This window comes from Planotetraspora phitsanulokensis, from assembly GCF_016863295.1.
Classification (GTDB): Bacteria; Actinomycetota; Actinomycetes; order Streptosporangiales; family Streptosporangiaceae; genus Planotetraspora; species Planotetraspora phitsanulokensis.
Map to the genome: position 1 here is coordinate 1 of NZ_BOOP01000014.1, position 23,020 is coordinate 23,020.

Annotated in this window: 19 protein-coding genes; 8 read left to right on the forward strand and 11 right to left on the reverse strand. The window is 70.0% G+C overall.

Going from position 1 to position 23,020, the window contains the following annotated elements:
* Positions 1–415 precede the first annotated feature (415 nt).
* The gene (locus Pph01_RS17270) at positions 416–1,549 is read left to right on the forward strand and encodes an AI-2E family transporter (RefSeq protein WP_239116771.1); all 1,134 of its coding nucleotides are present in this window, start codon (positions 416–418) and stop codon (positions 1,547–1,549) included.
* A gap of 9 nt (positions 1,550–1,558) precedes the next feature.
* Complete coding sequence (locus Pph01_RS17275; protein WP_204074130.1) at positions 1,559–1,969, forward strand: hypothetical protein; 411 nt, start codon at positions 1,559–1,561, stop codon at positions 1,967–1,969.
* Positions 1,970–1,984: 15 nt separating this feature from the next.
* On the opposite strand, the gene Pph01_RS17280 is transcribed toward Pph01_RS17275, so the two are convergent.
* From Pph01_RS17280 to Pph01_RS17300, 5 genes are all read right to left on the reverse strand, one after another.
* Positions 1,985–3,313, reverse strand: a complete 1,329-nt coding sequence (locus Pph01_RS17280; RefSeq protein ID WP_204074131.1) for a putative hexosyltransferase — start codon at positions 3,311–3,313, stop codon at positions 1,985–1,987.
* 280 nt (positions 3,314–3,593) lie between these two features.
* Positions 3,594–5,198: a cellulose binding domain-containing protein gene (locus tag Pph01_RS17285; RefSeq protein ID WP_204074132.1), complete on the reverse strand. Its 1,605-nt coding sequence runs from the start codon at positions 5,196–5,198 to the stop codon at positions 3,594–3,596.
* Between the two features lie 25 nt (positions 5,199–5,223).
* Complete coding sequence (locus Pph01_RS17290) at positions 5,224–6,834, reverse strand: chitinase (RefSeq protein ID WP_204074133.1); 1,611 nt, start codon at positions 6,832–6,834, stop codon at positions 5,224–5,226.
* 180 nt (positions 6,835–7,014) lie between these two features.
* On the reverse strand, positions 7,015–8,448 hold the full coding sequence (locus Pph01_RS17295; protein ID WP_204074134.1) for a carbohydrate binding domain-containing protein: 1,434 nt from the start codon (positions 8,446–8,448) through the stop codon (positions 7,015–7,017).
* A gap of 4 nt (positions 8,449–8,452) precedes the next feature.
* A complete protein-coding gene (locus tag Pph01_RS17300) occupies positions 8,453–9,787 on the reverse strand; it encodes a cellulose binding domain-containing protein (protein ID WP_204074135.1) in 1,335 nt (444 codons plus the stop codon).
* A gap of 395 nt (positions 9,788–10,182) precedes the next feature.
* On the opposite strand from Pph01_RS17300, the gene Pph01_RS17305 reads away from it, so the two are divergent.
* Positions 10,183–11,160, forward strand: coding sequence for an ATP-binding cassette domain-containing protein (locus Pph01_RS17305; protein ID WP_204074136.1), 978 nt, complete (start codon positions 10,183–10,185; stop codon positions 11,158–11,160).
* Complete coding sequence (locus tag Pph01_RS17310; protein WP_204074137.1) at positions 11,157–11,921, forward strand: ABC transporter permease; 765 nt, start codon at positions 11,157–11,159, stop codon at positions 11,919–11,921. The genes Pph01_RS17305 and Pph01_RS17310 overlap by 4 nt, the downstream gene beginning before the upstream one ends.
* A 9-nt stretch (positions 11,922–11,930) precedes the next feature.
* Here Pph01_RS17310 and Pph01_RS17315 read toward each other — a convergent pair whose 3' ends face one another.
* The 4 genes from Pph01_RS17315 to Pph01_RS17330 all read right to left on the reverse strand — a co-directional run bounded on the left by Pph01_RS17315 (position 11,931) and on the right by Pph01_RS17330 (position 17,980).
* Positions 11,931–15,095: an AfsR/SARP family transcriptional regulator gene (locus Pph01_RS17315; RefSeq protein ID WP_204074138.1), complete on the reverse strand. Its 3,165-nt coding sequence runs from the start codon at positions 15,093–15,095 to the stop codon at positions 11,931–11,933.
* Between the two features lie 60 nt (positions 15,096–15,155).
* On the reverse strand, positions 15,156–15,890 hold the full coding sequence (locus Pph01_RS17320) for a siderophore-interacting protein (RefSeq protein WP_204074139.1): 735 nt from the start codon (positions 15,888–15,890) through the stop codon (positions 15,156–15,158).
* Between the two features lie 84 nt (positions 15,891–15,974).
* On the reverse strand, positions 15,975–16,595 hold the full coding sequence (locus Pph01_RS17325) for a hypothetical protein (protein WP_373315674.1): 621 nt from the start codon (positions 16,593–16,595) through the stop codon (positions 15,975–15,977).
* Positions 16,592–17,980 carry a selenium-binding protein SBP56-related protein gene (locus Pph01_RS17330; RefSeq protein WP_204074140.1) on the reverse strand — a complete coding sequence of 463 codons (1,389 nt, stop codon included), beginning with the start codon at positions 17,978–17,980 and terminating at the stop codon, positions 16,592–16,594. Before Pph01_RS17330 ends, Pph01_RS17325 begins: the two co-directional genes overlap by 4 nt.
* Before the next feature lie 118 nt (positions 17,981–18,098).
* Here Pph01_RS17330 and leuE point away from each other — a divergent pair, with 118 nt between their 5' ends.
* Positions 18,099–18,761, forward strand: coding sequence for a leucine efflux protein LeuE (gene leuE, locus Pph01_RS17335; protein ID WP_204074141.1), 663 nt, complete (start codon positions 18,099–18,101; stop codon positions 18,759–18,761).
* 4 nt (positions 18,762–18,765) lie between these two features.
* Here leuE and Pph01_RS17340 read toward each other — a convergent pair whose 3' ends face one another.
* Positions 18,766–19,611: a TIGR03619 family F420-dependent LLM class oxidoreductase gene (locus tag Pph01_RS17340; RefSeq protein ID WP_204074142.1), complete on the reverse strand. Its 846-nt coding sequence runs from the start codon at positions 19,609–19,611 to the stop codon at positions 18,766–18,768.
* Between the two features lie 266 nt (positions 19,612–19,877).
* Here Pph01_RS17340 and Pph01_RS17345 point away from each other — a divergent pair, with 266 nt between their 5' ends.
* Entirely contained in the window at positions 19,878–20,534 is a 657-nt protein-coding gene (locus Pph01_RS17345) for a VC0807 family protein (RefSeq protein WP_204074143.1), read from the forward strand.
* A gap of 101 nt (positions 20,535–20,635) precedes the next feature.
* Here the strand turns inward: Pph01_RS17345 and Pph01_RS17350 are convergent, their stop codons facing one another.
* Positions 20,636–21,097 (reverse strand): nuclear transport factor 2 family protein, encoded by a 462-nt coding sequence (locus Pph01_RS17350; protein WP_204074144.1) that lies wholly within the window; start codon positions 21,095–21,097, stop codon positions 20,636–20,638.
* A 96-nt stretch (positions 21,098–21,193) separates the two neighbouring features.
* On the opposite strand from Pph01_RS17350, the gene Pph01_RS17355 reads away from it, so the two are divergent.
* Positions 21,194–21,919: an SDR family oxidoreductase gene (locus Pph01_RS17355; RefSeq protein ID WP_204074145.1), complete on the forward strand. Its 726-nt coding sequence runs from the start codon at positions 21,194–21,196 to the stop codon at positions 21,917–21,919.
* 194 nt (positions 21,920–22,113) lie between these two features.
* A complete protein-coding gene (locus Pph01_RS17360) occupies positions 22,114–22,914 on the forward strand; it encodes a DMT family transporter (protein WP_204074146.1) in 801 nt (266 codons plus the stop codon).
* Positions 22,915–23,020: the final 106 nt, after the last annotated feature.

Consider the following 23,020-nt stretch of genomic DNA (forward strand, 5'->3'; position numbering starts at 1 on the left):
GGGGTCACCGGCACCAGCCGGACGCACCCACAACACAACCACCGAAACGATCAGAAGGGGAGCGCCGAACCACGCCGACGACCACAAGATTAGCAGCCTTTGAGACCACCTTGATCCGAAAGGAGACGCACGCCGGACTCGGGAGATTGCTCCTGGCTCACCCCTCATGCCGCGCATGGGCCCGGCGTCGCACGGCCGGCGAGCCCCGCGATCTGAGCGCGATGGGCGGCTGATCCCTCGCTCAGGAACGCATCGGCGCCTTCGGCTGTTTGCATCCGTGTATCGGTGCGGCAGCCGTACCGACACGGCAAGCTGGAAACGGCCGGAAGAGTTGCCGGGAAACAGCAGAAGGACCGGCGCCGACGTCTGATCCAATTGTCGGATCTTTCCTCAAAGAAGGGGTAGAAACCGAAACGTGCCTCCACAGCGGATCCCTCGCGCACTCATCGCCATGCTCGGCGCCGCCGCCGCTGTCGTCACCCTGGCCGGCATTCAGGCCGTCGGGTCCATCGTCGGCCCGGTGATCCTGGCACTCACACTGGTCATCGCCGTCTCCCCCCTGCGCGGCTGGCTCTCCCGGCATCGAGCCCCGGTATGGGTCCAGGTCGCCGTCCCCCTGGCGGTGGTCCTGCTCGTCCTCGCCGGCATGGTGGCGGTGCTTTCTCTCGCCGCCGCGCAGCTGGCGATCCTGGCGCCCACGTACTCGACGCAGTTCAACACGATGGTCGCCGATCTCCAGCACTGGGCCGCGGGTCTCGGCTACGGAAGCGAGCAGCTGAACAAGGCGCTGTCCTCGTTCGATCCGGGCAAGATGATCGAAGTGGCGCAGGGCGTGCTCAGCAGCCTCCTCGGGGTGTTGTCGAGCCTCTTCCTGATCGTGGTGCTGCTCCTTGCGATGAGCCTGGACGCCCCCGTGTTCTCCCGGATCGTGGACGCCGCCGCCAGGGAACGGCCGCAGCTGGCCGTGGCACTCAAGTCGTTCACGTCCCGCACCCGCCGCTACCTGGTGGTCTCGACCATCTTCGGATTGATCTGCTCGGCGCTCGACGTCATGGTCCTGGCCATCCTCAGCGTCCCCCTCCCCCTGCTGTGGGGAGTGCTGGCGCTCATCACGAACTACATCCCGAACATCGGCTTCATCCTCGGGCTCGTTCCCCCCGCTCTGCTCGGCCTGCTCGAGGGCGGCCCGAAGACGATGATCCTGGTGATCGTCGCGTACATCGCGATCAACGTCGTGATCCAGTCGTTCATTCAGCCGAAGTTCCTGGGTGACGCCGTGGGGCTGTCCACCACGGCCACGTTCCTGTCACTGATCATCTGGGCATGGGTGCTCGGGCCTCTCGGCGCGCTGCTCGCGATTCCGCTGAGCCTGCTGGTCCGCGCGCTGCTGATCGACAGCGATCCGGACAGCAAGTGGACGGCGGCCCTCATATCCGGCCGGCTGCCGGACGAATCACCTAAACCTCCCGCGGAGCCGTCCCCGGACGTGCCGGCGGAGGCGCGCCCAGGCGGTGCGCCGGTGCAGGCGGAGCCGCCACCTCGCGCGTAGTGTCTGAGCATGCGGCGATGGGACACCGACGAGCGCCTGACGGGAATCGCCGACGGGTCGGCCATGGAACCCCAGGTGCGGAGACTGCTTGAGGCCATGCGGCGGGACGGCTGGGTGACCGAGGACCCCGAGGCGCATCTGCTCCCGCACCTACGGCGTGCGTGCGGCTCCGAATGGCTCCTGCTCGGAGAGTGCCTACTCGACGACGGCGTCTATGAGGTCACGGTCTCTCTGTCCGGCGACCGGGAGGGCGTGCACATCCACCGCGACGCGATCCGCCTGCTGTCAGCGATCGCCGAGCCCGCCTTCTTCGTACGGCAGAGCGAGCCCGGCGTGTTCGACTGCGTCACCGGCGTCCTGGACGGCGACCCTCCCGGTTTCAAGAGCCACGGCCACCTGGTCCGGTTGATCGTCAGGTAGCGCAGACCGCCCTCGTCAGGCGTCCACGCGGGCGGCCTTGACGCCGGTGGGGACGGCCTCGACTCCTTCGGACCTCCTGCGGCCCCACGGCATCGCGGCGATGAGCGCGGGGAACAGGATGATCGAGCTCATCGCCCAGGGCGCGTGCAACTCGCTCCACTTCTCCCCGGTGAACTGGGTCAGCACCAGGTAGCCGACCGCCGACCAGGCGGCGCAGCCGATGATCGCGGGCCACGCCCAGCGGGTCGGCCGCGCGACGAGGAACGGCATGAACCACATCAGGTACTGCGCACCGAGCCGCGGCGTGAAGATCATGAAGGCCAGCACGATCGCAATCGTCACATCGATGGGATCGGCCTTGCGCCACCAGATCAGGCAGAACACCACCGCGGCGTAGATCATGTACTGGCCGAGCTTCAGCGCCGTCGGGTTGAGAACCCAGTCGCCGCCGTTGAGGATCGCCGTCCATCCCCAGTCGCCGGTGATCGGGCGCACGTCGCCGGGCCGCAGGCCGATGGTCTTGAGGACCTCGGGCAGCTGCCCCCAGGCGGTCCAGCCGCCGATGGGCAGCGTGAGCAGGAAGAAGACCGGCGGAATTCCCGACGCGATCAGAGAGATCAGGCGCGAGCGCGGCCCCGGCAGGAGCAGGAGCATCCCGGGAATGAGGATCACGGGCCAGCTCTTCGCGCACAGCGCCATGCCCATCAGCAGCCCCGCCCAGATGGCCCTCGAGGTGGCCGCCCGATCGACGTCGACGGGATGGGTGAATCGCCGGAGCAGGTCGCCCGGCCGCCGCCAGGGAAGGACGCCGGACGGCCGCCAGCCGTCCGGGCCGCGCGCGACGACGTAGGCGGCGACGCCGAAGACCAGCGAGACGGGCTCGACCTGGCCGTGCACCGACGCGACGAGGATGGCGAGCGGGTTGCACGCGTACTGGAACGCGCGGAGCCGTTGGGCGGATCCTCCGGCGAGCTTGCCGACCAGGGGGATCAGCACAATGTCGGAGACGACCGTGACGAGGCGCCCGGCGACCTCCCAGGGGATGCCCAGCCAAAGGAGCAGGCCGTACACATAAGGGATGGTCGGCAGGAAGTGCCAGCCGCCGTTGCTCTCCAGCACCGGGTCGTGATGTTGCACGATGGCCTCGCCGGCCGGTCTGAAGCTGTTGACGAAGTCGATCGGCTGCCAGCTGTCCTTGGCCGAGAGCACGAGGATCAACACGCGGAAGCCGACGCCGATCGCCAGCGTGACGGCGAGTGAGGGCTTCCAGCCCTTCCACTGCGCGACGAGAGCGAGCACGACACCGGTGACGAGGACGATGCCCGTCGGAATTGCGTAGTCCATGACGCTGCCAAGACTGCCCGACAAACCGTCGAAGACGCGACCCGGCTCCAGAATTCTTCGTCCCCCCACTACCGTCTGTCACGGTTAGTTGTATTCTTGTTACGCAGCGTAACAAATGGGAGACTTCGATGAAAATTCGCCTGTGGATCACTCTTGCCATCGCCACGGTCGTGGGCATGCTGATCGGCCTGCTGGCCCCGACGCGAAGCGGCGGCCGGCGCGACGGTTAGGGGGGATCCCGTCGCGCCGGCCGCCGAGTCATGGCCGGCCGGCCCGTTGGTCAGAAGCCGGCGGTGATCCTGGTGAAGTCCCAGTCGTTCTGAGCGATGCCGCTGCAGTTGGAGACCACGCCGCCGCCGGGGCACCCGCGGTCACGGTTGACCGACCAGAAGGCGAGCCTGCCGAGTCCCTTCGACTTGGCGTAGTCGCGGATCTGGGTCCAGGTGGCCACCGACGTCAGCTCTTGCTGGTCGGACAGGCCGTTCATGCCCGAGATGCCCATGTGCGCGTAGGCCTGGGCGTCGGTCCAGCCCCACGCCGTCTTCAGGGCGTTCTTCAGACCCTCGGCCGCGTTCACGGTGTTCTGGTACATGTTCGCGCCGCCGCCGAAGTCGAACGGCATGATCGTGTAGTTGTCCACGTTGACGCCGAGCGCCTTCGACTGGTTGATCAGACGGGTGCCGTAGTACGTCGGGCCCGTCGTGCTCGTGCCGAAGGTGATGACGACCTTGGTGTTCGGGTTGTTCTGCTTGATGATCTTCAGGCCGCCGAGGATGCGGTCCTGGACGGCCTCGTTCTCGAACTCGTCGCTGTTCTCGATGTCGAAGTCGACCGCGGCCGGGTTGTAGGCGTTGATGACCTGCTGCACCGCCCCCGCGAACGCGGCCGACGACGAGCAGTTGGGCCCGAGCTTGTTGCCCGAGTAACCGCCGAAGGAGATCTGCACGTTGCCGCCGGCGGCCTTGATCTGCGAGATCGCCGCGGCGTCCGCGCCGCCCGTCAGCGGGCGTGAGCTGTCCCACGCGGGCGTGCAACCGCCGCCGGAGAGCATGAACGCCATGGTGAAGGCCTTGACGCCGGTGGCGTTCATGACCGTGGCCGGGTTCGGCGGGTTGCCCCAGCCCTCATAGAGGTACGGCGCGCCCGGAAGCTTGCCACCGCCGGTCGGGCAGCCCGTGGTGGTCGCGGTCGCCGCGCCGCTGGCGGCGGATTCACCCTGCCCGTTGTACGCCTTGACCGTGTAGGTGTGCGTGGTGCACGTGCCCAGGCCGGAGATCGTGGCGCTCGTGCCGGTGACGGTCGCCCGCACGGTGGTGCCCTCATAGACCCGGTAGCCGGTGACGGTGCCGCTCGACGCCCCCCACGACAGCGAGATCGACGTGTTGGCCGTGCCGGTGACGGTCGGGTTGCCCGGCTTGCCCGGGGCGCCCGCCGGCGGAGTCGGCGTGGGCGACGTGGTCGGACCGCCGCCGCCGCAGGAGGCGCCGTTCAGCGTGCAGTTGGCCGGGACAGCCCCCGAACCGCCGGGGCTGCCGTTGAAGCCGAAGCTCGCGGTGCCGCCCGCGGGGATGGTGCCGTTCCAGCCGACGTTCGTGAAGGTGAAGTGCTGGCCGTTCCTGGTCATCGCGGAATCCCAGACGGACCCGACGCTGAACCCGGACGGCAGGTCGAACTCCACCCGCCAGCTGTTGATCGCCGACGCCGTCCCGTTGGTGATCACGTACTTGCCTTCGAACCCGGTGCCCCAGTCCTGGGTCTTGGTGAACACCGCGGTGGCGGACGCCGCGTACGCGGGTGCGACGGCGACGATGCCGCCGACGATGGCGAGCGCCGCGGCGGCGATGGCCGCACGGACGCGCAGGCCGGGGCCTGACCGTAGTTTCATGGTTCCTCGCAGGGGTTGGGGGGTGTCATCCGAGCGCGTTGAGGTACGCCCGGTGGTTGCGCGAGAACTCGGAGCCGTTGTACTTGTCCCAGTTGACGGACCAGGTCATCAGCCCGCGGAGACCGGAGAAGACGCCATGCGGGCGGTAGGTGCCGCAGTTGGTCCCCTTGGCGAGACAGCCGAAGGCCTTCTGGACCTCGGCCACCGTGGTGAAGCCGTTGCCGGCGAACGGCGCGGCCGGAAGGCCGATCGCGACCTGGTCGGGCCGGAGCGCGGGGAAGGTCGCGCCGCCCGCCACGGGGAAGCCGGTGAGCAGCATGTCTGTCATGGCGACGTGGAAGTCGGCCACGCCCATGGTGTGGTACTGGTTGTCGAGGCCCATGATCGGCCCGGAGTTGTAGTCCTGCACATGGAGCAGGGTGAGGTCGTTCCGCAGGGCGTGGATGAGGGGCAGGTAGGCGCCCGAGCGCGGGTCCGCCGAGCCGTTCGGGCCCGGGCCGTAGAACTGGTAGCCGAGCTGGACGAAGAACGTCTCCGGCGCCATGGTGAGGACGAACTTCGATCCGTACCTGGCCTTGAGCGACCTGATGGCCGAGATCAGGTTCACCACCACGGGGGTGGTCGGGTTGCGGAAGTCGGTGTCGCCCTGGTTGAGCGACAGGGAGTGGCCCTCGAAGTCGATGTCCAGACCGTCCAGGCCGTACTTGTCGATGATCGCGCCGACGGACTGCACGAACTTGTCGCGCGCGGCGGTCGTGGTCAGCTGGACCTGGCCGTTCTGCCCTCCGATCGAGATGAGCACCTTCTTACCCGCCGCCTGCTTGGTGCGGATGGCCGCGATGAAGTCGGCGTCGCTCTCGACGTTGGGGCACTCGGTGGCCGGGCAGCGGTTGAACCGGATGTCCCCCGAGGTGACCGAGGTCGGCTCGCCGAAGGCCAGATCGATGAAGTCCCAGTCGCTGGACACATCGGCCATCCGGATATATCCGGATCCGTTGGCGAATGAGGCGTGGAGGTATCCCACCAGCAGGCGCTTGCCGTTCGACGTGGGCGGCGTGGGAGTCGGGGTGGGGGTCGGCGTCGGCGTGGGCGTCACGGTGGGAGTGGGGGTGGGGGTCGGCGACGGGTTCGTCCCGCCAGGCCCGTCAAGGACGATGTCGTCGGCGTAGTAGGTGCCCTGGCCGTACCAGCCGTTGACGTAGACCGTCACGCTGGAGGTCGAAGGGCCGGTGGTGAACGACGTGGTCAGCTGCTTCCAGGTCGCGCCGGGCGTCCCCCACGTCTGCGCGTCGGTCGTGCCGGTGCCGGTCGCGCCGAGGAACACGTAGTTCCCCCGGACCCACGCGGACACGGTGTAGGCCGTGGACGGCCTGACGCTGATCGTCTGCTGGCAGCGGGCGAAATCGCTCCCCGCCGGGGTGGCCGACAGGGCCTTGGTCCCGCCGTGGACGGGTGTGGAGACCACCGCGGCGGTCGACGCGCAGGTCCATCCGGTCAGGCCGGACTCGAACCCGGGATTGGTGACGATGTTGGCGGCGGAGGCGGTGCCGCCCCACAGGGCGGTCGCCCCGAGCACCACCGCGACGGCGGCCGCCCACTTGTGCAGGGACCTCCGCCCAGTGATCTGTCCAGTCATTCGCCCGGTCATTCGCGCAGACATGAGACTCACTTTCATGAGTGATCACCCCCCCACCCCTTGCCGTGATCATGCACGCCGGTCGGCCGCGCATGATCACGAACAGCGTTTCCGCAGGCCGTACGGCCTTCATCCGACCTGTGCATGATCACGCGCAGGAGGGGTGGGCGGGCGAGAGGGTCAGCCGGTGAAGGACTTGAAGATGTTGGTGAACTCGTAGGCGGACTGGGCCACGCCGCTGCAGGTGGGCGAGACGGTGCCGTTCGGGCAGCCGCCGTTGTCCCGGCCGACCGACCAGAAGCCGATCCGGCCCACGTGGTTGGTCTGCGCGTACGACAGGAGCTTGCGGGCGTCGGCCTGGAAGGTCGTCTGGCCCGTGTCGTTCTTGCCGATCATCGGGGTGAGCCCGAGCAGCCGCTTGATCTGCGCGTCGCTCTTCGACGGCCAGATCTGCTTCATCTGCGAGACGGTCGCGTTGGCCGCGGAGACCATGGCGTCTCCCCAATTGCCGGAGAAGCCGAAGTCCATCAGCATCGGGTTGACCATGACGTTGAGGCCCTTGGCCGCGGCGTCCTGGAGGATCTGCACCGAGGACGGGTCCATGCCGTAGTCCTGGCCCAGGATCCGCATCGTGTAGCTGATGGTGGTGCCGCGCTCTGCCTGCAGCTGCTTGAGCGCCGTGTTGACCTTGTTGGCGTCGATGGCAGCCTCGACGTCGACGTCCAGATAGTTGGTGCCGACCGTGTCGAGCACCTTCTTGTAGGCGGCGAGCAGCGCGGCCGAGGTCCCGCAGCTGTGCTCCAGGTACGGGCCGACGGCCCCGCCGGTGGCGACGATCACCTGACCGCCCTTGGCCTGGAGGGCCCTGACGTCGTTGATGATCCTCGAGTCGTTGACCGGGATCGTGCCGCCCCACGCGGGGTTGCAGCCGGTGCTGTCCCCGAGCGCGAACGCCAGCGTGTAGTTCTTCACCCCGGTCGCGGTGGACGCGGCGGCCAGCGACGGCGTGGTCATCGTGATGTCGATGTACGGCGCGACGGTGATGGCGCCCGGGTTCGGGGGCGGCCCGGTCGGGGTCGGCGTGGGCGTCGGGGTTGGTGTCGGTGTGGGGGTGGGAGTCGGCGACGGCGGGACCGTGCCCGGGCCGTCGAACACGATGTCGTCCGCGTAGTAGGTGCCCTGGCCGTACCAGCCGTTGACGTAGATCGTCACGCTGGTGGTCGAGGCGCCGGTGGTGAACGACGTGGACAGCTGGGACCAGGCGGCGCCCGGTGCGCCCCACGTCTCGGCGCTCACGCCGTTGCCGGTCGCGCCCAGGAAGACGTAGTTGCCGCGCACCCAGGACGACAGGGTGTACTTCGTCGACGGCTTGACGGTGATCGTCTGCTGGCAGCGGGCGTAGTCGCTGCCGGCCGGGGTGGCCGACAGCGCCCTGGTGCCCGAGTGCACGGGGGTGGAGACCGCCTGCGCCCCCGACGACCCCGAGCAGGTCCATCCGGACAGGCCGGATTCGAATCCCGGGTTGGCCGCGATGTTGGCGGCGTACGCCGTTCCGGTCAGGACGCCCACGAGTGCGACAGCCGCCACGGCGCCCAGGGTGATCAGTTTCTTCATGACGTCATCCCGTGTACGAAGCGAAGATCTTGGAGAACTCGTAGGGCGACTGGGCGATGTTGGTGCACATGTAGAGCGCGCCGTTGCAGGCGTTGCGGTCCCGGGTGGTCTCCCAGAAGGCGAGCAGGCCGAGATGCTTGCCCTTGGCGAAGGTCACGAGCTGGCGGGCGTCGTCCTGGTTGTAGATCCGGCCGTCGTCGTTCTGCCCGAGCATCGGGGTGACGCCGACCATGCGCCACACCTGGGCGTCGGTCAGGCTCGGGTACAGCGACTTGAGCTGGGAGAAGGTGCTGTTGGCCGCCTGGACCGCCGCGTCGCCGTAGTCGACCGACTGGTAGTAGTCCATGGCCATGACGTTGACGACGTCGAGCTTGACCCCGGCGTCGCGGGCGGACCTGACGACGTTCAGCCCGTCGGTGGTCAGGCCGTTCGGCAGGACCGGGAGGGTGAGCGAGATCTTCAGGTTGGGGTGGGCCTGCTGGAGCCGGGCGAGCGCCTGCGACCTGCGGGCGACCGACGCGGGCTCGGCCGTGGCGGAGCCCTCGATGTCGAGGTCGATGTAGTTGAGGCCGTAGGCGTTGACCACGGCGTTGTACTCGTTGTATAGCGCGGTCACGTCGGTGCAGGCCTGCGCGAGTTCGATGCCGGTCGCGCCGCCGAAGGACACCTTCACGTCTCCCCCGCCGGCCCGGATCGCGTCGATCTGGTCCTTGCCCCACTGCTGCCTCGGGTCGTACGCGTTGAACCACATGGCCTTGCAGCTCGACGCGGTGACGAAGGCCAGCGTGAAGTTCTTCAGACCGGAGGCCGAGGCCATCGCGCTCAGGCTCGGGGTCGGCCACGCGCCCATGTCCACGTACGGCGCGGTCCTGAGGTTCCCCGGGGAGGGCGGAGGCGGGGTGACCGTCGGCGTGGGAGTCGGCGTCGGCGTGGGTGTCGGCGTGGATCCGCCGCCGCCGCACGCACCACCGTTGAGCTTGCAGTTCGCCGGGACCCCGTTGCCGCTGCTCACCCAGCCGAAGCTCGTCGCGGCCCCCGGGGCGAGGGTGCCGTTGTACTCGCGGTTCTTGAACGTGTAGTGGTTGCCCGACTTGGTCAGCAACGCGTCCCAGTAGGAGCCGACCGACGAGCCCGACGGCAGGTCGAACTCGACCGTCCAGGCGGAGAGCGCGGCGCTCCCCGTGTTGGTGACCGTGTATCTGCCCTGGTAGGCGGAGCCCCAGTCGGAGTCCTTGGAGAAGACGGCCGTGGCGGTGGCGGCCTGGGCGGGGAGGGCGACGAGGGCGAGCGCGACGGCGGCCACCGCCGCCAGCGCACGCCAGACGAACCTGATCTGCATGTCACAACCTCTGGGGAGTGAGATGGGAGGTCATGGAAACCCGTACGGCTGACGCCTCACGGAGGCGGCCGAGTAAAGACGGCGCCAGCCGTACGGCGCTTCTGGGCGTCTGGTGACGGGACGCAGTTTCGTAAGGTGAGCTAGGTCTTTTTTAGGAAAGTTTCCTAAGAGTTGAACGGATCGTAGCTCTGCCGACAGGAGGCGGCAAGGCCCAAACGGAAGGGAATTCTGACGAGCTCTGTCAGAGATCCACAACTGGCGGGAAGCGTAATCGCGGGCTTTTCCGGCCTGCAAGGGCGCGACCTTAAGCAGCGCTTATCTCCGCCTCAAGCCCTGCCGGGGCGCTGACACCGCTCTGCCAGGGGCCTGCCAGCGGGCACCCCGATCCTCGATGCATGAGCAACACGATCGAAGCCGAGGGCCTGGTCAAGAGGTACGGCGACAAGACGGCCCTGGACGGGGTGGACCTCGAGGCGCGCGCCGGCTCGGTTCTCGGCGTCCTCGGGCCGAACGGCGCGGGCAAGACGACGGCGGTCCGCATCCTCGCGACGCTCGTCAGCCCGGACGGGGGCAGCGCCCGGGTCGGCGGCCACGACGTGACGAAGGAGCCCGCGAAGGTGCGCGAGCTGATCGGCCTGACCGGCCAGTACGCATCGGTCGACGAGAAGCTGACCGGCAGGCAGAACCTCGTGATGATCGGCCGCCTGCTCGGCATGGACAGGACGGCCGCGCGGGCCAGGGCGGCAGATCTCCTCGGCCGGTTCGGCCTGGGGGACGCCGCGGACCGGGCGGCGCAGACCTATTCGGGCGGCATGCGGCGCCGGCTCGACCTCGCGGTGAGCCTGGTCGGCGAGCCGTCGATCATCTTCATGGACGAGCCGACCACCGGCCTGGACCCCCAGGTGCGGGCGGAACTGTGGGCCGTCCTCCGCGAGCAGATCGCGCGGGGCGCCACCGTGCTTCTGACCACGCAGTACCTGGAGGAGGCCGACCAGCTGGCCGACGAGATCGTGCTCATCGACCGGGGGAAGGTGAGCGCCCGGGGAACCCCCGACGAGCTGAAGGCCCGCGCGGGAGACAGACGCCTGGAGATCCGGCCGGAGCACGACGCGGAGAAGGCCGGGCGGATCCTCGCCGAGGTCACCGGGTTGCGCCCGCACCACGGCGAGAACGGGGTGATCAGCGTGCCGGTCCTCGACCCCGCGCTCCCGCCCGCGGCGCTGCGCCGGCTCGACGACGCGGGGATCGTCCTCACCGAGCACGCGCTCAGACGGCCCACCCTCGACGAGGCGTTCCTCGCGCTCGTCGCCGCCCCGGCGGACGGATCGCCCGAAAGACCAGCAGGAAGACCAGTGGAAAGGCCGTCGGCATGACCTCCCGCAACACCTTCGCCCAGGGAATGACGCTGACCTGGCGGAGCCTGGTGCCGCTCAGGAACCAGCCCGGGGAGCTGATCCAGCTTCTCCTTCAGCCCATCTTCATGATCGTGATCTTCGTCGTGGTCTTCGGGGCGATGTCCGGCGACCAGGGCGGGGCGGTGCAGCGTCTGCTACCCGGCGTGCTGACGCAGGTCGCCCTCACCCAGACGATCACGACCGGCATGCGGCTCGCCGAAGACATCGGCAACGGCGTGTTCGACCGATTCCGGAGCATGCCCATCGCGAGATCGGCGCCGCTGATGGGCAGGATCCTCGCCGACACGGCCACCATGACCCTGACCATCGCGGTGGCGCTGCTCGTCGGCGCCGCGGTCGGCTTCCGGATCCGCACCTCGCCGCTTGAAGCACTCGGGGGTGTCGCGCTGCTGCTGACGTTCACCCTGTCGCTCGGCTGGGTGTCGGCGTGGCTCGGCCTCCGGGCGAGGTCCGCGGCCTCGATGCAGGGCATGGCCACGGCCGTCCTGCTCCCGCTGACCTTCGGCAGCACGGCCCTCATCCCCGCGGCCAACCTGCCGGGGGTGCTCCGGTGGTGGGCGAACCTGAACCCCGTCTCGCACCTGGCCGACTCCCTGCGCGCACTGTTGACCGGCGGTCCTGTGGGAGCGCACGTCTGGATCACTCTGGGATGGTGCACCGCCATCGCCGCCTGCTTCGTCCCGCTCGCCGTACGGACCTACGCGCGCAGGATCAGGTGAACGGCGGGCTCACCCACCCGTCGTCACCCGGCGGATCTCGTCGAGCGACAGGGCGCGTCCCCGCTCGTAGGCCTCGCCGAAGACGGCGCCCGCCCCGGCCCGAGCAGACTCCAGCGCCGCGAGGGCGCCGGGGTCGGCCCGCCATCCCTCGTGGACGGCGTCCGCCGCGCCGAACAGGACGGCCGCCTGCTCGGCGTCCCCGTCCGCGAGGGCGACGTTGGCGGAGCCGGCGACGAGCAGGGCGAGGACGGGCACGTCGGGCTGGGTGCCGAGCGCTTCGACCGCGGCCCGGTGCTCGCGCCGTGCGCCGGTCAGGTCACCCCTGGCCAGCAGAACCCTGCCGTACCCGCCTCGCGCGATCGCGGCCTGCTGCGGGACGGTGATGTCGCCCAGCAGGGCCACGACGCCCTCGTAGGAGAGGAGGGCCGCGTCGAGGTCTCCGCCGTGGCGCGCGATCTCGGCCTCCGCGATCCCGAGCTGAAGCAGGGTGTGGGCCGACATGGTGTCCGACAGCCGGGCGCGGGCGGCGGACAGGTCGCTCATCGCACCCTCGAGGTCGCCGGCCCCCATCCTCAGGTGTGCCAGCCTGGTCAGCGCCGAGATCACGTCGTGCGGGCTCATCCACTCGCCGGTCAGGGCGATGATCTCGTCGACGAGCTCGGACGGCAGGTCGCCGCGGCCGGCGCGGAGGGTGGCCAGCGACAGCAGCGACTCGCTCAGACCCCGGCGGTCTCCCGTTCTCCTGAAGCCCGCCACCGCGGCCTCGAGGTCCCCCACGGGGTCGTCGGACATCCCCAGCGATCCTCCGCGGATCATCAGGGCCGAGTTGGCCAGCCAGGGGTCGTCCGACAGCGCGTAGCCGTCCAGGAGCCCGCGGGCACGCGCGTCCTGGCCGGACATGGCCGCGATGACCACGCGCACGATCAGCAACATCGGATGGACGGGCCCCTCGCGCTCCGCCGCGACGATCAGCGCCTCCATCTCCCTGGACAGGGCGCCGATCCGTTCGCGATCGGCCATCGCGTGGCCAAACTGGACGACGGTGAGGCCGACCCGGCACGCGGCGTAGTGCCGGAGCAGCCCGGCGGGCGGAGCGTCGCCGACGAGCTCGACGACCCGGGCGGCCCAGACCGCCGCCTCACCCTCGTACCCGCGCATCCACCAGTAGCAGCTCAGCTCGCCGCACAGCCGCAGGGAGATCTCCACGTCGCCGGCGTCGATCGCCCAGCGGAGGGCGGCGTGGAGGTTGTCCTGCTCCGCGGCGAGCCGGGCGATCCAGCGCTCCTGCCCGGCCGCTCGCAGGCGCGGCTCGGCCTCCTCGGCGAGAGCCAGGAAGTGCCGGGCATGCCGGGCGTGGAACTCGCCGGACTCCCCCGCCTCGGCGAGCCGCTCGAGCGCGTAGGCGCGGATCGTCTCCAGCATCCGGTAGCGCCCGTCTTCGGTCACCTCGACCAGGGACTTGTCGACGAGCCCAGGGAGGGTCTCCGTCACCTCCGCCGGATCGCCGCAGACCGACTCGGCGTCGTCCAGCGTGGCCCCGCCCGCGAAGACGGCGAGCCGTCCGGCCAGAGCCCGCTCGCCGGGCGTGAGCAGGTCCCAGCTCCACTCGACCACCGCGCGGAGCGTCCGCTGCCGCGGCAGCGCCGTACGGCTCCCGCCGGTGAGCAGGCGGAACCGGTCGTCGAGCCTGGCCGCGAGCTGCGCCGGCCCGAGCGCGCGCAGCCGCGCGGCGGCGAGCTCGATCGCCAGCGGCATCCCGTCGAGGCGACGGCAGATCGTGACGACGGCGTCGACGTTGTCCTCGTCGAGCGTGAAGCCCGGCCGTACGGCGACCGCCCGGTCGGCCAGCAGCCGCACGGCCGGGTAGCCCGCCGCGTCCGTGAGCGTCGCCCCGGCGGGCGGGAGGCCGAGCGGCGAGATGGGGGCGAGGGTCTCCCCCGGAACCCCGAGCGGCTCGCGGCTGGTGGCGAGCACCCGTACTCCGGGGCACTCGGCGAGCAGGCGGTCGGCCAGCGCTGCCGCCGCCCCGATCACGTGCTCGCAGTTGTCGAGCACCAGCAGAGCCGACCGGCCGCTCAGCGCGCTCAGCGAGGCGACGAGATGCTCCACGGGATCCCTCGCCTCCTCCCGCCACTCCCCCGTGACCGCCCGCTCGCCCGTGATCCCGAGGGCGTTCAGCACGGCATGGGGTACGTCGACGGCGTCGGTGACGGAGGCCAGCTCGACCAGCCACGGGCCGACCGGCTGTGGTCCGCCGTGCGGTTCCGCCGGCACGCGCAGCGCGGTCTCGATCGCGAGCCTGGTCTTGCCCGCGCCTCCCGGTCCGATGATCGTGACCAGGCGCGACCGCTTCAGCAGCCCGCCGAGGTGGGCGACCTCGTCACCGCGGCCCACGAAGCTGGTGAGGGGCGCGCGCAGAGCGGGGGCGCGCAGGCCAGGCCGGCCGCGCCGTCCAGCGGAGATCTCTCCCCTGAGGACGGCGAGGTGGGCGTCGCGGAGGTCGGGTCCGGGGTCGACGCCGAGTTCGTCGGCGAGCGCCTGCCGGGTCTTGTCGTACAGCGCGAGGGCCTCCGCCTGCCTGCCGCCCCGCGCGAGGGCGCGCATGGCGAGGGCGCAGAGCCGCTCCCGCAGAGGATGGGCGGCGGCCTCGGCGTACAGGTCGAGGTCGCGCCCGAGCGCGAGGCAGGCCTCGGCCCGGCTCTCCACGGCCGCGAGCCGCTGCTCCTCGAGGGAGGTGGCGACGTTCGCCAGGTACGGCAGGCCGGGCAGGCCGTCGAGAGCGGGACCGCGCCACAGGGCGAGCGCCTCGTCGAGCGCGTCGGCCGCCCTGGCGGGGTCGCCCGCGGCGTCGCCGGCGCCCCGCAGGACGGCGAAACGCTCGACGTCGACGTGCGCGGGGTCCACATCCAGCGCGTAACCCCCGGACCGCCACACGACCGCGTCCGGACGGCCGAGCGCCGCCCGCAGTCGCTTGACCAGTGTCTGCAGGGCGTTGGCCGCCATCGCGGGCGGATCGTCGTCCCACAGCGCATCCACGAGAGCGTCGGCCGTCACGACCTGCCGGGGTCGTATCGCGAGAACGGCCAGCAGCGCCCGCACGCGCGGCCCGGCGACGTCGATCCGCTCGCCGTCGTCGTCCGTGACCTCCAACGCGCCCAGAAGGCTGACCCTCATGCCCGCCATCTTGCCCGATGTCCTGCCCGACGTTCTGCCCGATGTTTCCGCGGCGGTGGATCAGTCCATGCCCCGCTTGCCAGGGGTCCAGAAGGGTTTGATGACGACGCTTCCGCGGGGCCAGCCTCGCTCGGCGACCAGGTGACGGCGGACGGCCTGGAGGGTCCTCGCCTCACCCGCGAGGTAGGCGACTCCCGGCTCGTCCGGCAGGTCGAGCGCCTGCACGGCCTTCAGCAGGGCCTCCGAAGGGACGGCGTCGCCCGTGCGCTCCACGCGCACGAGGTCGCGGGAGAGCGGAAGCTGGTCCTCCGCCGCGCCGGCCTCGACCACCCCGTAGACGGGCGTGCCCTCCGGGATCGCCCCGAGCATCGGGCCGAAGGCGACGGAGGCCGTCTCGTCCCCGGCGAACACGTGGTAGCCGCCGGGCCGTACGACGAAGTCGCCCTGGGGCCGGGAGAAGGTGACCTCCTGGCCGGGGGCGGCGCCCCTCGCCCAGGCGTTGCCGGGCGAGTCGCCCACGTGGTCGAACACGACCAGGTCGAGGGTGCCCGCGTCGGCGTCGGCGTCCCAGATCGAATACGTGCGCAGCACGTCGCCCACCGCGCCCCGCAGCCACGTGCGCGCGGCGAACATGTCGGTGACGTGCACTCTGACCTGCTGGCCCGGTGTCCAGGACAGGCCTTTCAGCGCCGGCCCCGAGATTCGGACGCGGCGCATCCGCGGGGTGAGCAGACGCACGTCCTCGATCACACCCACGAGGAACAACATCTCGCGAAGGGCTCGGGCGCGGGCCATGACGGACCTCCCTCGGTACGGCGGGTGCCCACACCTTATCGAGATATATCGCATCTCGACTCCTCCTGAGGGAGGAGCCGGATCTCACCAGGCGGTGACCAGCGTGATCGCCCCCGCGGCCACCAGGGCGATCGCCCACATCCGGTCGAGGTTGAACCACGCCTTCCGCAAAATCGTGAGCCCGACGAACTCGTAGACGACGAGGGCGATGATCGTGGCCGTCACGAACATGGCCAGGGTGTGGATCCCCGCGACGACCATGCCGCCCGCCAGGGCGCCGCCGTGGTGATGCGCCCCCGCGGCCGTCGTCGCGGCGGGCAGACGGGTGAGGACCGGCAACAACATCAGGCCGGCGCCGTGCACCGACGACATGAGGAACGACCAGGCCGCGAGTTGTGGCAGCGACACCCGCATGCCGACCCAGCGGAAATGCCGCTTGGACAGCAGGTGCCACAGGCCGAAGCCCACGAGCAGCACGCCCGAGGCGATGCTGGTCACCGTGCCGGTGACCAGCGAGTCGGTGGCGCTGACGACGAGGACCACCATCGCCACCGACGCCAGGTGCCCCAGCGCGATCACCGGGAGGGACTGCAGGAGCAGATCGCGGCTGCGTTCCTGCAGTCCTCTGGCGACCGCGAAGAGCCAGCCCATGGAGGGGTTGATGCCATGGAAGGCTCCGAGCAGGATGACCGCCGTCAGAGTCACGGGTAGCAGTAGGAGTCGGAGGAGGCGTCCCCGCCCTGCAGCCGGGTCTGGTGCGGGCGCAACCCTCGGAAGTCGTCGCCGTGCGGGAAGAACCTCTCGTCGAGGGTGAACGACGCCGTGTCGGCCTTGGCCATCCAGGCGCCCACGCCGTCGGGGTAGAACTGGTCGTCCCACGAGCCGTACAGCGAGTTCGTCATGTAGACCCTCTGGCCGTCCCGGCTGACCTCGATCATCTGCGGACCCCCGGCCAGCCGCTCGGACGGCGCGGCCGGGTGGGCCGCACGCCGCACGACGCCGCCGAGGTGGATCGAGCCCGTCTCGACCGGGTGGAACGGGTCGGACACGTCGTACTGCTTCAGCTCGCCCGTGCCCCAGCACGAGACGTAGAGGTGCCTGTCGTCCACGGACAGGTCGATGTCGGTGACCAGCGGTGGCACCGCCCCGAAGGGCTTGAGCACGTCGGGCAGGTCGCCGGCTGCCGCGGGCTCAGCCGGGATGTCCACGACCTTCCGCACGGCCCAGCGGGAGCCGTCCTCGTACCACACCCAGATCGAGGCCGACAGGTCCTCCACGTTCGTGACGACCCCGGCGAAGCCGTACTTCCTGGTGGGGTCGTGGGCCGGGCGCAACTCGAGGACCATCTGGTACTGGTCGCCGAGGTCGATCTCCTGGACGTGCCTGCGCCTGCGCAGGTCCCAGAAGTGGAGCCGGTGGCCGTACTTGCGGCCGAGCAGCAGTTCGCCCACCACGCCGTCCTCGACCATCGACGGGGTCCCCCACTCGGAGGTGACCATCACGTCGTGGTTGATGTGCCACCAGAAGTCGTAGGCGAGGTACTGCGGGCCGCGGTCGGCCTCCCACCTGCCGAGGACCTCGAACGTCGTGTGGTCGAGCACGGCGATTCCTCCGGGGCCCTCCTCGCCGTAGCCGCCGAGCGCCGAGACGTACAGGCCCTCGGGGCCGCAGTGGACGGTGTGGGGCCGGGAGTATCCGGCGCGCTTGCCGAGATCCTCCGCCTCGATCACCTTGACGAGCCGCGGGCTCACCACGTCCTTGGTGTCGTACACGTAGATCCGGGACGAGCGCAGCCCCGGGACGACGAGATAGCGCCGCTCGACATGGGGATGCGGCGCGGAGGGGCACAGCGCGCTGCTGCACGCGTTCCAGCCGAAGTGGTGCAGCTCGTCTCCCGTGTAGGGGAGGTCCGTCCAGCCGACGACCGTGCCGTAGGTGGCGGAGCCGGGGTCGGCGTCCAGCACGGCCAGCGCGTCGGGCCTGCTCGCCGAGCGGTCGAACGCGGCGACGTAGGCGAGCTTCTCCGCCGGGGCCGCGGCGGCGTCACGCGGAGACGGATAGAACGTTGGATCCGGCTTCCAGAGCGTCATGCGCTCAGAATCAGCCGCAATTTCCCACCGGGTCAATAGGCATTTCCATGCCCTCACCTGTCGAGACCAAGTCGAGTAGGGCACTATAACGACCTATGTCGTAATTTTGGAGTGGAAGATGTTCTTCGGGATCACCAATATCTGGGCCTACGCCGTCGGCACGTTTCTGATCATCCTGCTGCCCGGCCCGAACTCGCTGTTCGTGCTCTCCACAGCCGCCCAGCGGGGGGTGCGGCGCGGCTACCAGGCCGCGTGCGGCGTCTTCCTCGGCGACTCGGTGCTGATGTTCCTGTCGGCCGCCGGAGCGGCCTCACTGCTGAAGTCCACGCCGATCCTCTTCTCCGTGGTCAAGTACTCCGGGGCGGCCTACCTCGCCTGGATCGGCTTCGGCATGTTGCGCTCGGCCTGGAAGTCGTGGCGCTCGGCCGCGACCGCGGACGGCGGAGCGGAGGCCGTGGCCGCCGCGGCGCCCCGCCAGGTGAACCCGTTCCGCAAGGCGCTGGGCATCAGCCTGCTCAATCCGAAGGCGATCCTGTTCTTCGTCGCCTTCTTCGTGCAGTTCGTCGACCCGTCGTACGGCGCCCCCGTGTTGTCGTTCCTGATCCTGGCGCTGATCGCGCAGGTGTTCAGCTTCATCTACCTCAGCACGCTGATCTTCGGCGGCACCTACCTGGCGAGCCAGTTCCGGCGTCGCCGCAGGCTTTCGGCCGGCCTGACCTCCGGGGTGGGGGCTCTCTTCCTCGGTTTCGGGGCTAAGCTCGCGACCGCCACACTGAACTAGCGGCTCACTCCCCCCGGACCTCGGCGAGTGCGGCCTCGAAGGCGTCCATCTCCCGCCGGATCGCGTCGAGGCCCGCCGAGTGCAGGTAGGTCATGACCCGGGCGACCCCGGCGCGCTCGCACTCCTCGATCACGTGCGGGTCGGCCGGCGTCGAGTTCATGACGACCTCGATCCGCCGGCCCGCGTCCGCCGCCCGGCTGAAGAGTTCGGGCACCCGCTCCAGGACGCCCGGCCGGTAGTTGGGAAACCAGGCGTCGCCGTAGGAGAGCACGCGGTCGAAGACGGTCGGCCCTATGCCGCCGACGAGCACGGGCGGATGCGGTCGCTGGGCGGGCTTGGGCCACGACCACAACGGCGGGAACGACACGAACTCGCCGTGATACTCCGCCTCGGCACGGGTCCAGATCTCCCGCATCGCCTGGACGTGCTCCTTCATCACGGCGAACCGGCGCCGGGGGTCGACCCCGTGGTCGCGCATCTCCGGCTCGTTCCAGCCCGGCCCCACGCCGAACTCGAACCGCCCGCCCGTCAGGTGGTCGACGCTCGCCACCGTCTTGGCCAGCGTGATGGGGTGGTGCTGAGCCACGAGGCAGACGCCCGTGCCGACCCGCAGCCGCGTCGTCGCCAGCCCCGCAGCGGTGGCGGCGACGAAGGGGTCGTAGACGTGCCAGTACTTCGTCGGCAGGTCTCCGCCGCTTTCGGACTGCACCCGGGTGCCCGGCTCGGGGACCGGGATGTGCGTGTGCTCGGTGAACAGCAGCGCCGCGTGTCCCCGCTTCTCGACCATGTGGGCGAGCGTCGCCGGGCCGACGGTGTCGTGGGTGGCGAAGTAGCCGAAGCCTGATTCCATTCCGCCAAATTAATCGGCATTTCTTCCGCGACCCCGGAGACACCCGCCCGGCCGTCGTAAAGACCTGGCCACCGCCCGTTTCGGGGCATTCGCGGCCTTGCGCCGCCATGCCGTACGGGCATGGGGGACGGGCGGCGACCCTCGCGGGATGGGCACAGGATCATGCGGGGGTCGGGTACGTTAGGCCACCGGTAAAGGCCAGCCCTCGTGTTTCCGGCAAGGGCCGCGGGTAGGTGGAGTCCCTACGCCCGGCCCGATGGAGTGTCATGAACCATTCGCCTTTCGTCCTGCCACGGCTCACCGCGATGCTCAAGCAGGCGGTCCCGCGGCTGCTGGAAGGCGTGGTCGCCCCGCTGGCCGTCTTCTACGCCGCACTCATGCTGCTCGGCCTGAACGGCGCGCTGGTGGCGGCGGTTTCATGGGTCTATCTCGGGCTGCTGTGGCGGCTGGTCAGGCGGCGCCCGATCCCGGGGACGATGCTCCTGGCCGCGATCGCGATCACGTGCCGCGCGGCCGTCGGCCTGTGGTCGGGAAGCGCGGTGGTCTACTTCATCCAGCCCGAGCTCGGCACGATCTGCATCAGCATGGCCTTCCTGGCCTCGGTGCGGCTGCGCCGTCCTCTGGTGCAGAAGCTCGCGCTCGACTACATCCACCTGCCGTCGTTCATCCTGCGCCATGAGCGGATCCGCAGGTTCTTCGCGCAGATCACGCTGCTGTGGGCGTTCGTGCTTCTCATGAACTCGACCGTCAGCATCTGGCTGCTGCTGCACCAGTCGATCGAGACCTACCTGCTCGTCCGGACCGCGGCCGTCGCGACCATCAGCGGGATCGCGTTCGTCGGATCCGCCTGGGCGTTCCGGCGCGTGCTGGGTCGCCTGCACGCCGAGACTCCGGCCATAGCGGCTCCTGCCGCGACCGCTTGATCACCCCGGGCTGAGCGCTCCGGCCGTCACCGGCCGGAGCGGCTCCCCGGGGGTTCGCTCCGCCGTCGCGGAGTCGCTTCCCCACGCGGGCGGGATTCGCGTTACGCCTGGAGCGTGTGGGTGCGCACGGAGGCGTCCCCGCGGCTGTGCTTGGCCTCGAACGCCAGGGCGGTCACCTTCCAGCCCTCGGCCTGCCGTACCAGCCTGAGCCGGTAGACGCCCCAGACCTCCCAGATGCCCCCGCCGAGGTCGGCGTCGAGCAGGTTGTAGGCGTGTCCCTTCGCGGTCACGCCCGCCTCGGCCCCGTCGACGTTGATCGCGTAGTTGCTGACCATGTGGAAGCTCTGCTTCTTCGCGTGCAATCCCTTGTTCCAGCCGTCGACCAGCTGCGCGGAGGTCACCGTCGAAGGCTCCCCGCCGTTGAGGCTGGTGAAGTCGACGGCGACCTCGTCATCGAAGAGCTCCTGGCAGACGGGCCAGTTCTTCGCGTCCGTCATGTCGAAGACCGCGGTCACGACGTCCTCGATCTCGGCCCGGTCAACCAGTGCGGCGATCTCATCCATGCGGATCACTATGCACCATGCGCGAAGTCCTCGTGATTGGTGCTCGCGCCCGGTCCCCTTCCAGGGCTGCGAACCACCGTGATAGGACGAACAGTCATGGGAACGGCACTGGTCACCGGAGCTTCACGAGGTCTTGGCGCGGTCATCGCCGAACGGCTCGCAGCCGACGGCTGGCACGTGGCCGTCAACTACGCGCACGACACCGCGGGGGCGGCGGCCGTCGTCGAGCGCGCCCAGGCCGCCGGCGGCTCCGCGCGCCTGTCCCGGTTCGACGTCACCGACGAGGAGTCCGTACGGCGGGGCGTCGCCGAGATCGGCGCGATCGACGTGGTGGTGAACAACGCGACGGGACCCCAGCCGCTCATGCCGGTCCTGGAACAGACGTGGGACGACCACCTCGACCAGCTGCACTTCTTCGTGAAGGCCCCGCTTCTCATCCTGCAGGCCGTGCTGCCCGCCATGCGCGCCGCCGGATCCGGCCGGATCATCAACGTCGGAAGCGAGGTCACCGACCTCGGCAACCCCGACTACGGGCACTATGTGTCGGCCAAGGCCGCGATGCACGGCCTCACCCGGTCGTGGGCCCGCGAGCTCGGTCCGTCCGGCATCACGGTGAACACGATCGAGCCGGGCTGGATCCCCGTGGAGCGCCACGAGGGTACCCCGGCGGCGGAGTACGACGAGTACATCAGGCACCTTCCCCTCGGCCACATGGGCGTTCCCGTCGACGTGGCCGAGGCCGTGGCCTTCCTCGCCTCCCCCGGTTCCCGGTTCATCACCGGCCAGCGCCTCGCCGTCAACGGCGGCAGGACGATGACCTGAGCCGGATCCGGGCACGGTGCGAGAGCCGTCTGTCGGCGAACCGACGACGAGCTGACCACTATCTGAAGTGCAGCCGACGATGAGCTGATCGGCCCCGCACGCGGCGGGCATTAGTCCCGCGTTCGACCTCCGGTCGCTGACATGAGGCATTTAGGCCATGACGCCGTGTCTTCATTCAGCTGGAAGGAGGGCGCATGATTGTGTTCGCGGCGGCCGTGGCGCTGCTCGGCTCACTTTTCTTCGCTCTGGGCGCGGCGTTCCAGCAGCACGAGGCGTCGGGCGCCGCCGGGCCGGGCATGCTCGCGCTGCTGCGCCGACCGCGCTGGCTGATCGGCACGGGAGCGGTCGCCCTGGGCGGCGGCCTGCACATCGTCGCCCTGAGCGCGGGCCCGCTGATCGTGGTGCAGCCAATGGGCGTCGCCAGCCTCCTGTTCGCCCTGCCGATCGCGGCCGCACTGCACGGCCGCAAGCCCTCGGGAGGCGAGCTCATCGCCGCGGCCGTCGTGGGCGCGGGCCTGATCGGCCTCGTGATGCTCGTCCCTCCTACCGCGCCGACGCCCAGCCTGGACGACACCAGCTCGCTCGGGCTGCTCTCCGGCGCCGTCCTCACCGCCCTCGTGTGCTTCGGGCTGGCCAGGAGCATCGGCGGCGCCGGCCGTACGGCGCTGCTCGCAGTCGCGGCCGGAGTGATGTACGGCGCGTGCGCCACGATCACGCGTGTGATCGTCGACGGGGACGGCCATCTGTGGCTCCTGACCGTCATGCCGATCCCCGTGCTGGCGGCGCTCGGCCTGCTGCAACGGGCCTACGCCGGCCGTCATTTCGCGGTCGCCTACGCCACCCTGCAGTTGACCGACCCGCTTACCGCGGTCGCCTGCGGTGCCCTGCTGCTCGGGGAGCCCCTGCCGAGGAACCTGGCCGCCGCCGTGGTGGCGGCACTGGTCGCCGGAGCCGGAACCGTCGCACTCGCCCGGACCACTCCACTCACCGGATGACCTTCGGAACCTGGACAGCCCGCAGTCCAACAGCCCCGCAAGCCGGACAGCCCCGCAACCCCGACGAACCCCGCACGGACGCCCCCCGCAACCCGACAGCCCCGCA

What these genes read in the sequence shown, in the direction of transcription:
- Pph01_RS17275 (WP_204074130.1), top strand. Translation starts at nt 1,559, where the DNA reads ATGCGGCGATGGGACACCGACGAGCGCCTGACGGGAATCGCCGACGGG.
- Pph01_RS17280 (WP_204074131.1), bottom strand. Translation starts at nt 3,313, where the DNA reads ATGGACTACGCAATTCCGACGGGCATCGTCCTCGTCACCGGTGTCGTG.
- Pph01_RS17285 (WP_204074132.1), bottom strand. Translation starts at nt 5,198, where the DNA reads ATGAAACTACGGTCAGGCCCCGGCCTGCGCGTCCGTGCGGCCATCGCC.
- Pph01_RS17290 (WP_204074133.1), bottom strand. Translation starts at nt 6,834, where the DNA reads ATGACTGGACAGATCACTGGGCGGAGGTCCCTGCACAAGTGGGCGGCC.
- Pph01_RS17295 (WP_204074134.1), bottom strand. Translation starts at nt 8,448, where the DNA reads ATGAAGAAACTGATCACCCTGGGCGCCGTGGCGGCTGTCGCACTCGTG.
- Pph01_RS17300 (WP_204074135.1), bottom strand. Translation starts at nt 9,787, where the DNA reads ATGCAGATCAGGTTCGTCTGGCGTGCGCTGGCGGCGGTGGCCGCCGTC.
- Pph01_RS17305 (WP_204074136.1), top strand. Translation starts at nt 10,183, where the DNA reads ATGAGCAACACGATCGAAGCCGAGGGCCTGGTCAAGAGGTACGGCGAC.
- Pph01_RS17310 (WP_204074137.1), top strand. Translation starts at nt 11,157, where the DNA reads ATGACCTCCCGCAACACCTTCGCCCAGGGAATGACGCTGACCTGGCGG.
- Pph01_RS17315 (WP_204074138.1), bottom strand. Translation starts at nt 15,095, where the DNA reads ATGAGGGTCAGCCTTCTGGGCGCGTTGGAGGTCACGGACGACGACGGC.
- Pph01_RS17320 (WP_204074139.1), bottom strand. Translation starts at nt 15,890, where the DNA reads ATGGCCCGCGCCCGAGCCCTTCGCGAGATGTTGTTCCTCGTGGGTGTG.
- Pph01_RS17330 (WP_204074140.1), bottom strand. Translation starts at nt 17,980, where the DNA reads ATGACGCTCTGGAAGCCGGATCCAACGTTCTATCCGTCTCCGCGTGAC.
- leuE (WP_204074141.1), top strand. Translation starts at nt 18,099, where the DNA reads ATGTTCTTCGGGATCACCAATATCTGGGCCTACGCCGTCGGCACGTTT.
- Pph01_RS17340 (WP_204074142.1), bottom strand. Translation starts at nt 19,611, where the DNA reads ATGGAATCAGGCTTCGGCTACTTCGCCACCCACGACACCGTCGGCCCG.
- Pph01_RS17345 (WP_204074143.1), top strand. Translation starts at nt 19,878, where the DNA reads ATGAACCATTCGCCTTTCGTCCTGCCACGGCTCACCGCGATGCTCAAG.
- Pph01_RS17350 (WP_204074144.1), bottom strand. Translation starts at nt 21,097, where the DNA reads ATGGATGAGATCGCCGCACTGGTTGACCGGGCCGAGATCGAGGACGTC.
- Pph01_RS17355 (WP_204074145.1), top strand. Translation starts at nt 21,194, where the DNA reads ATGGGAACGGCACTGGTCACCGGAGCTTCACGAGGTCTTGGCGCGGTC.
- Pph01_RS17360 (WP_204074146.1), top strand. Translation starts at nt 22,114, where the DNA reads ATGATTGTGTTCGCGGCGGCCGTGGCGCTGCTCGGCTCACTTTTCTTC.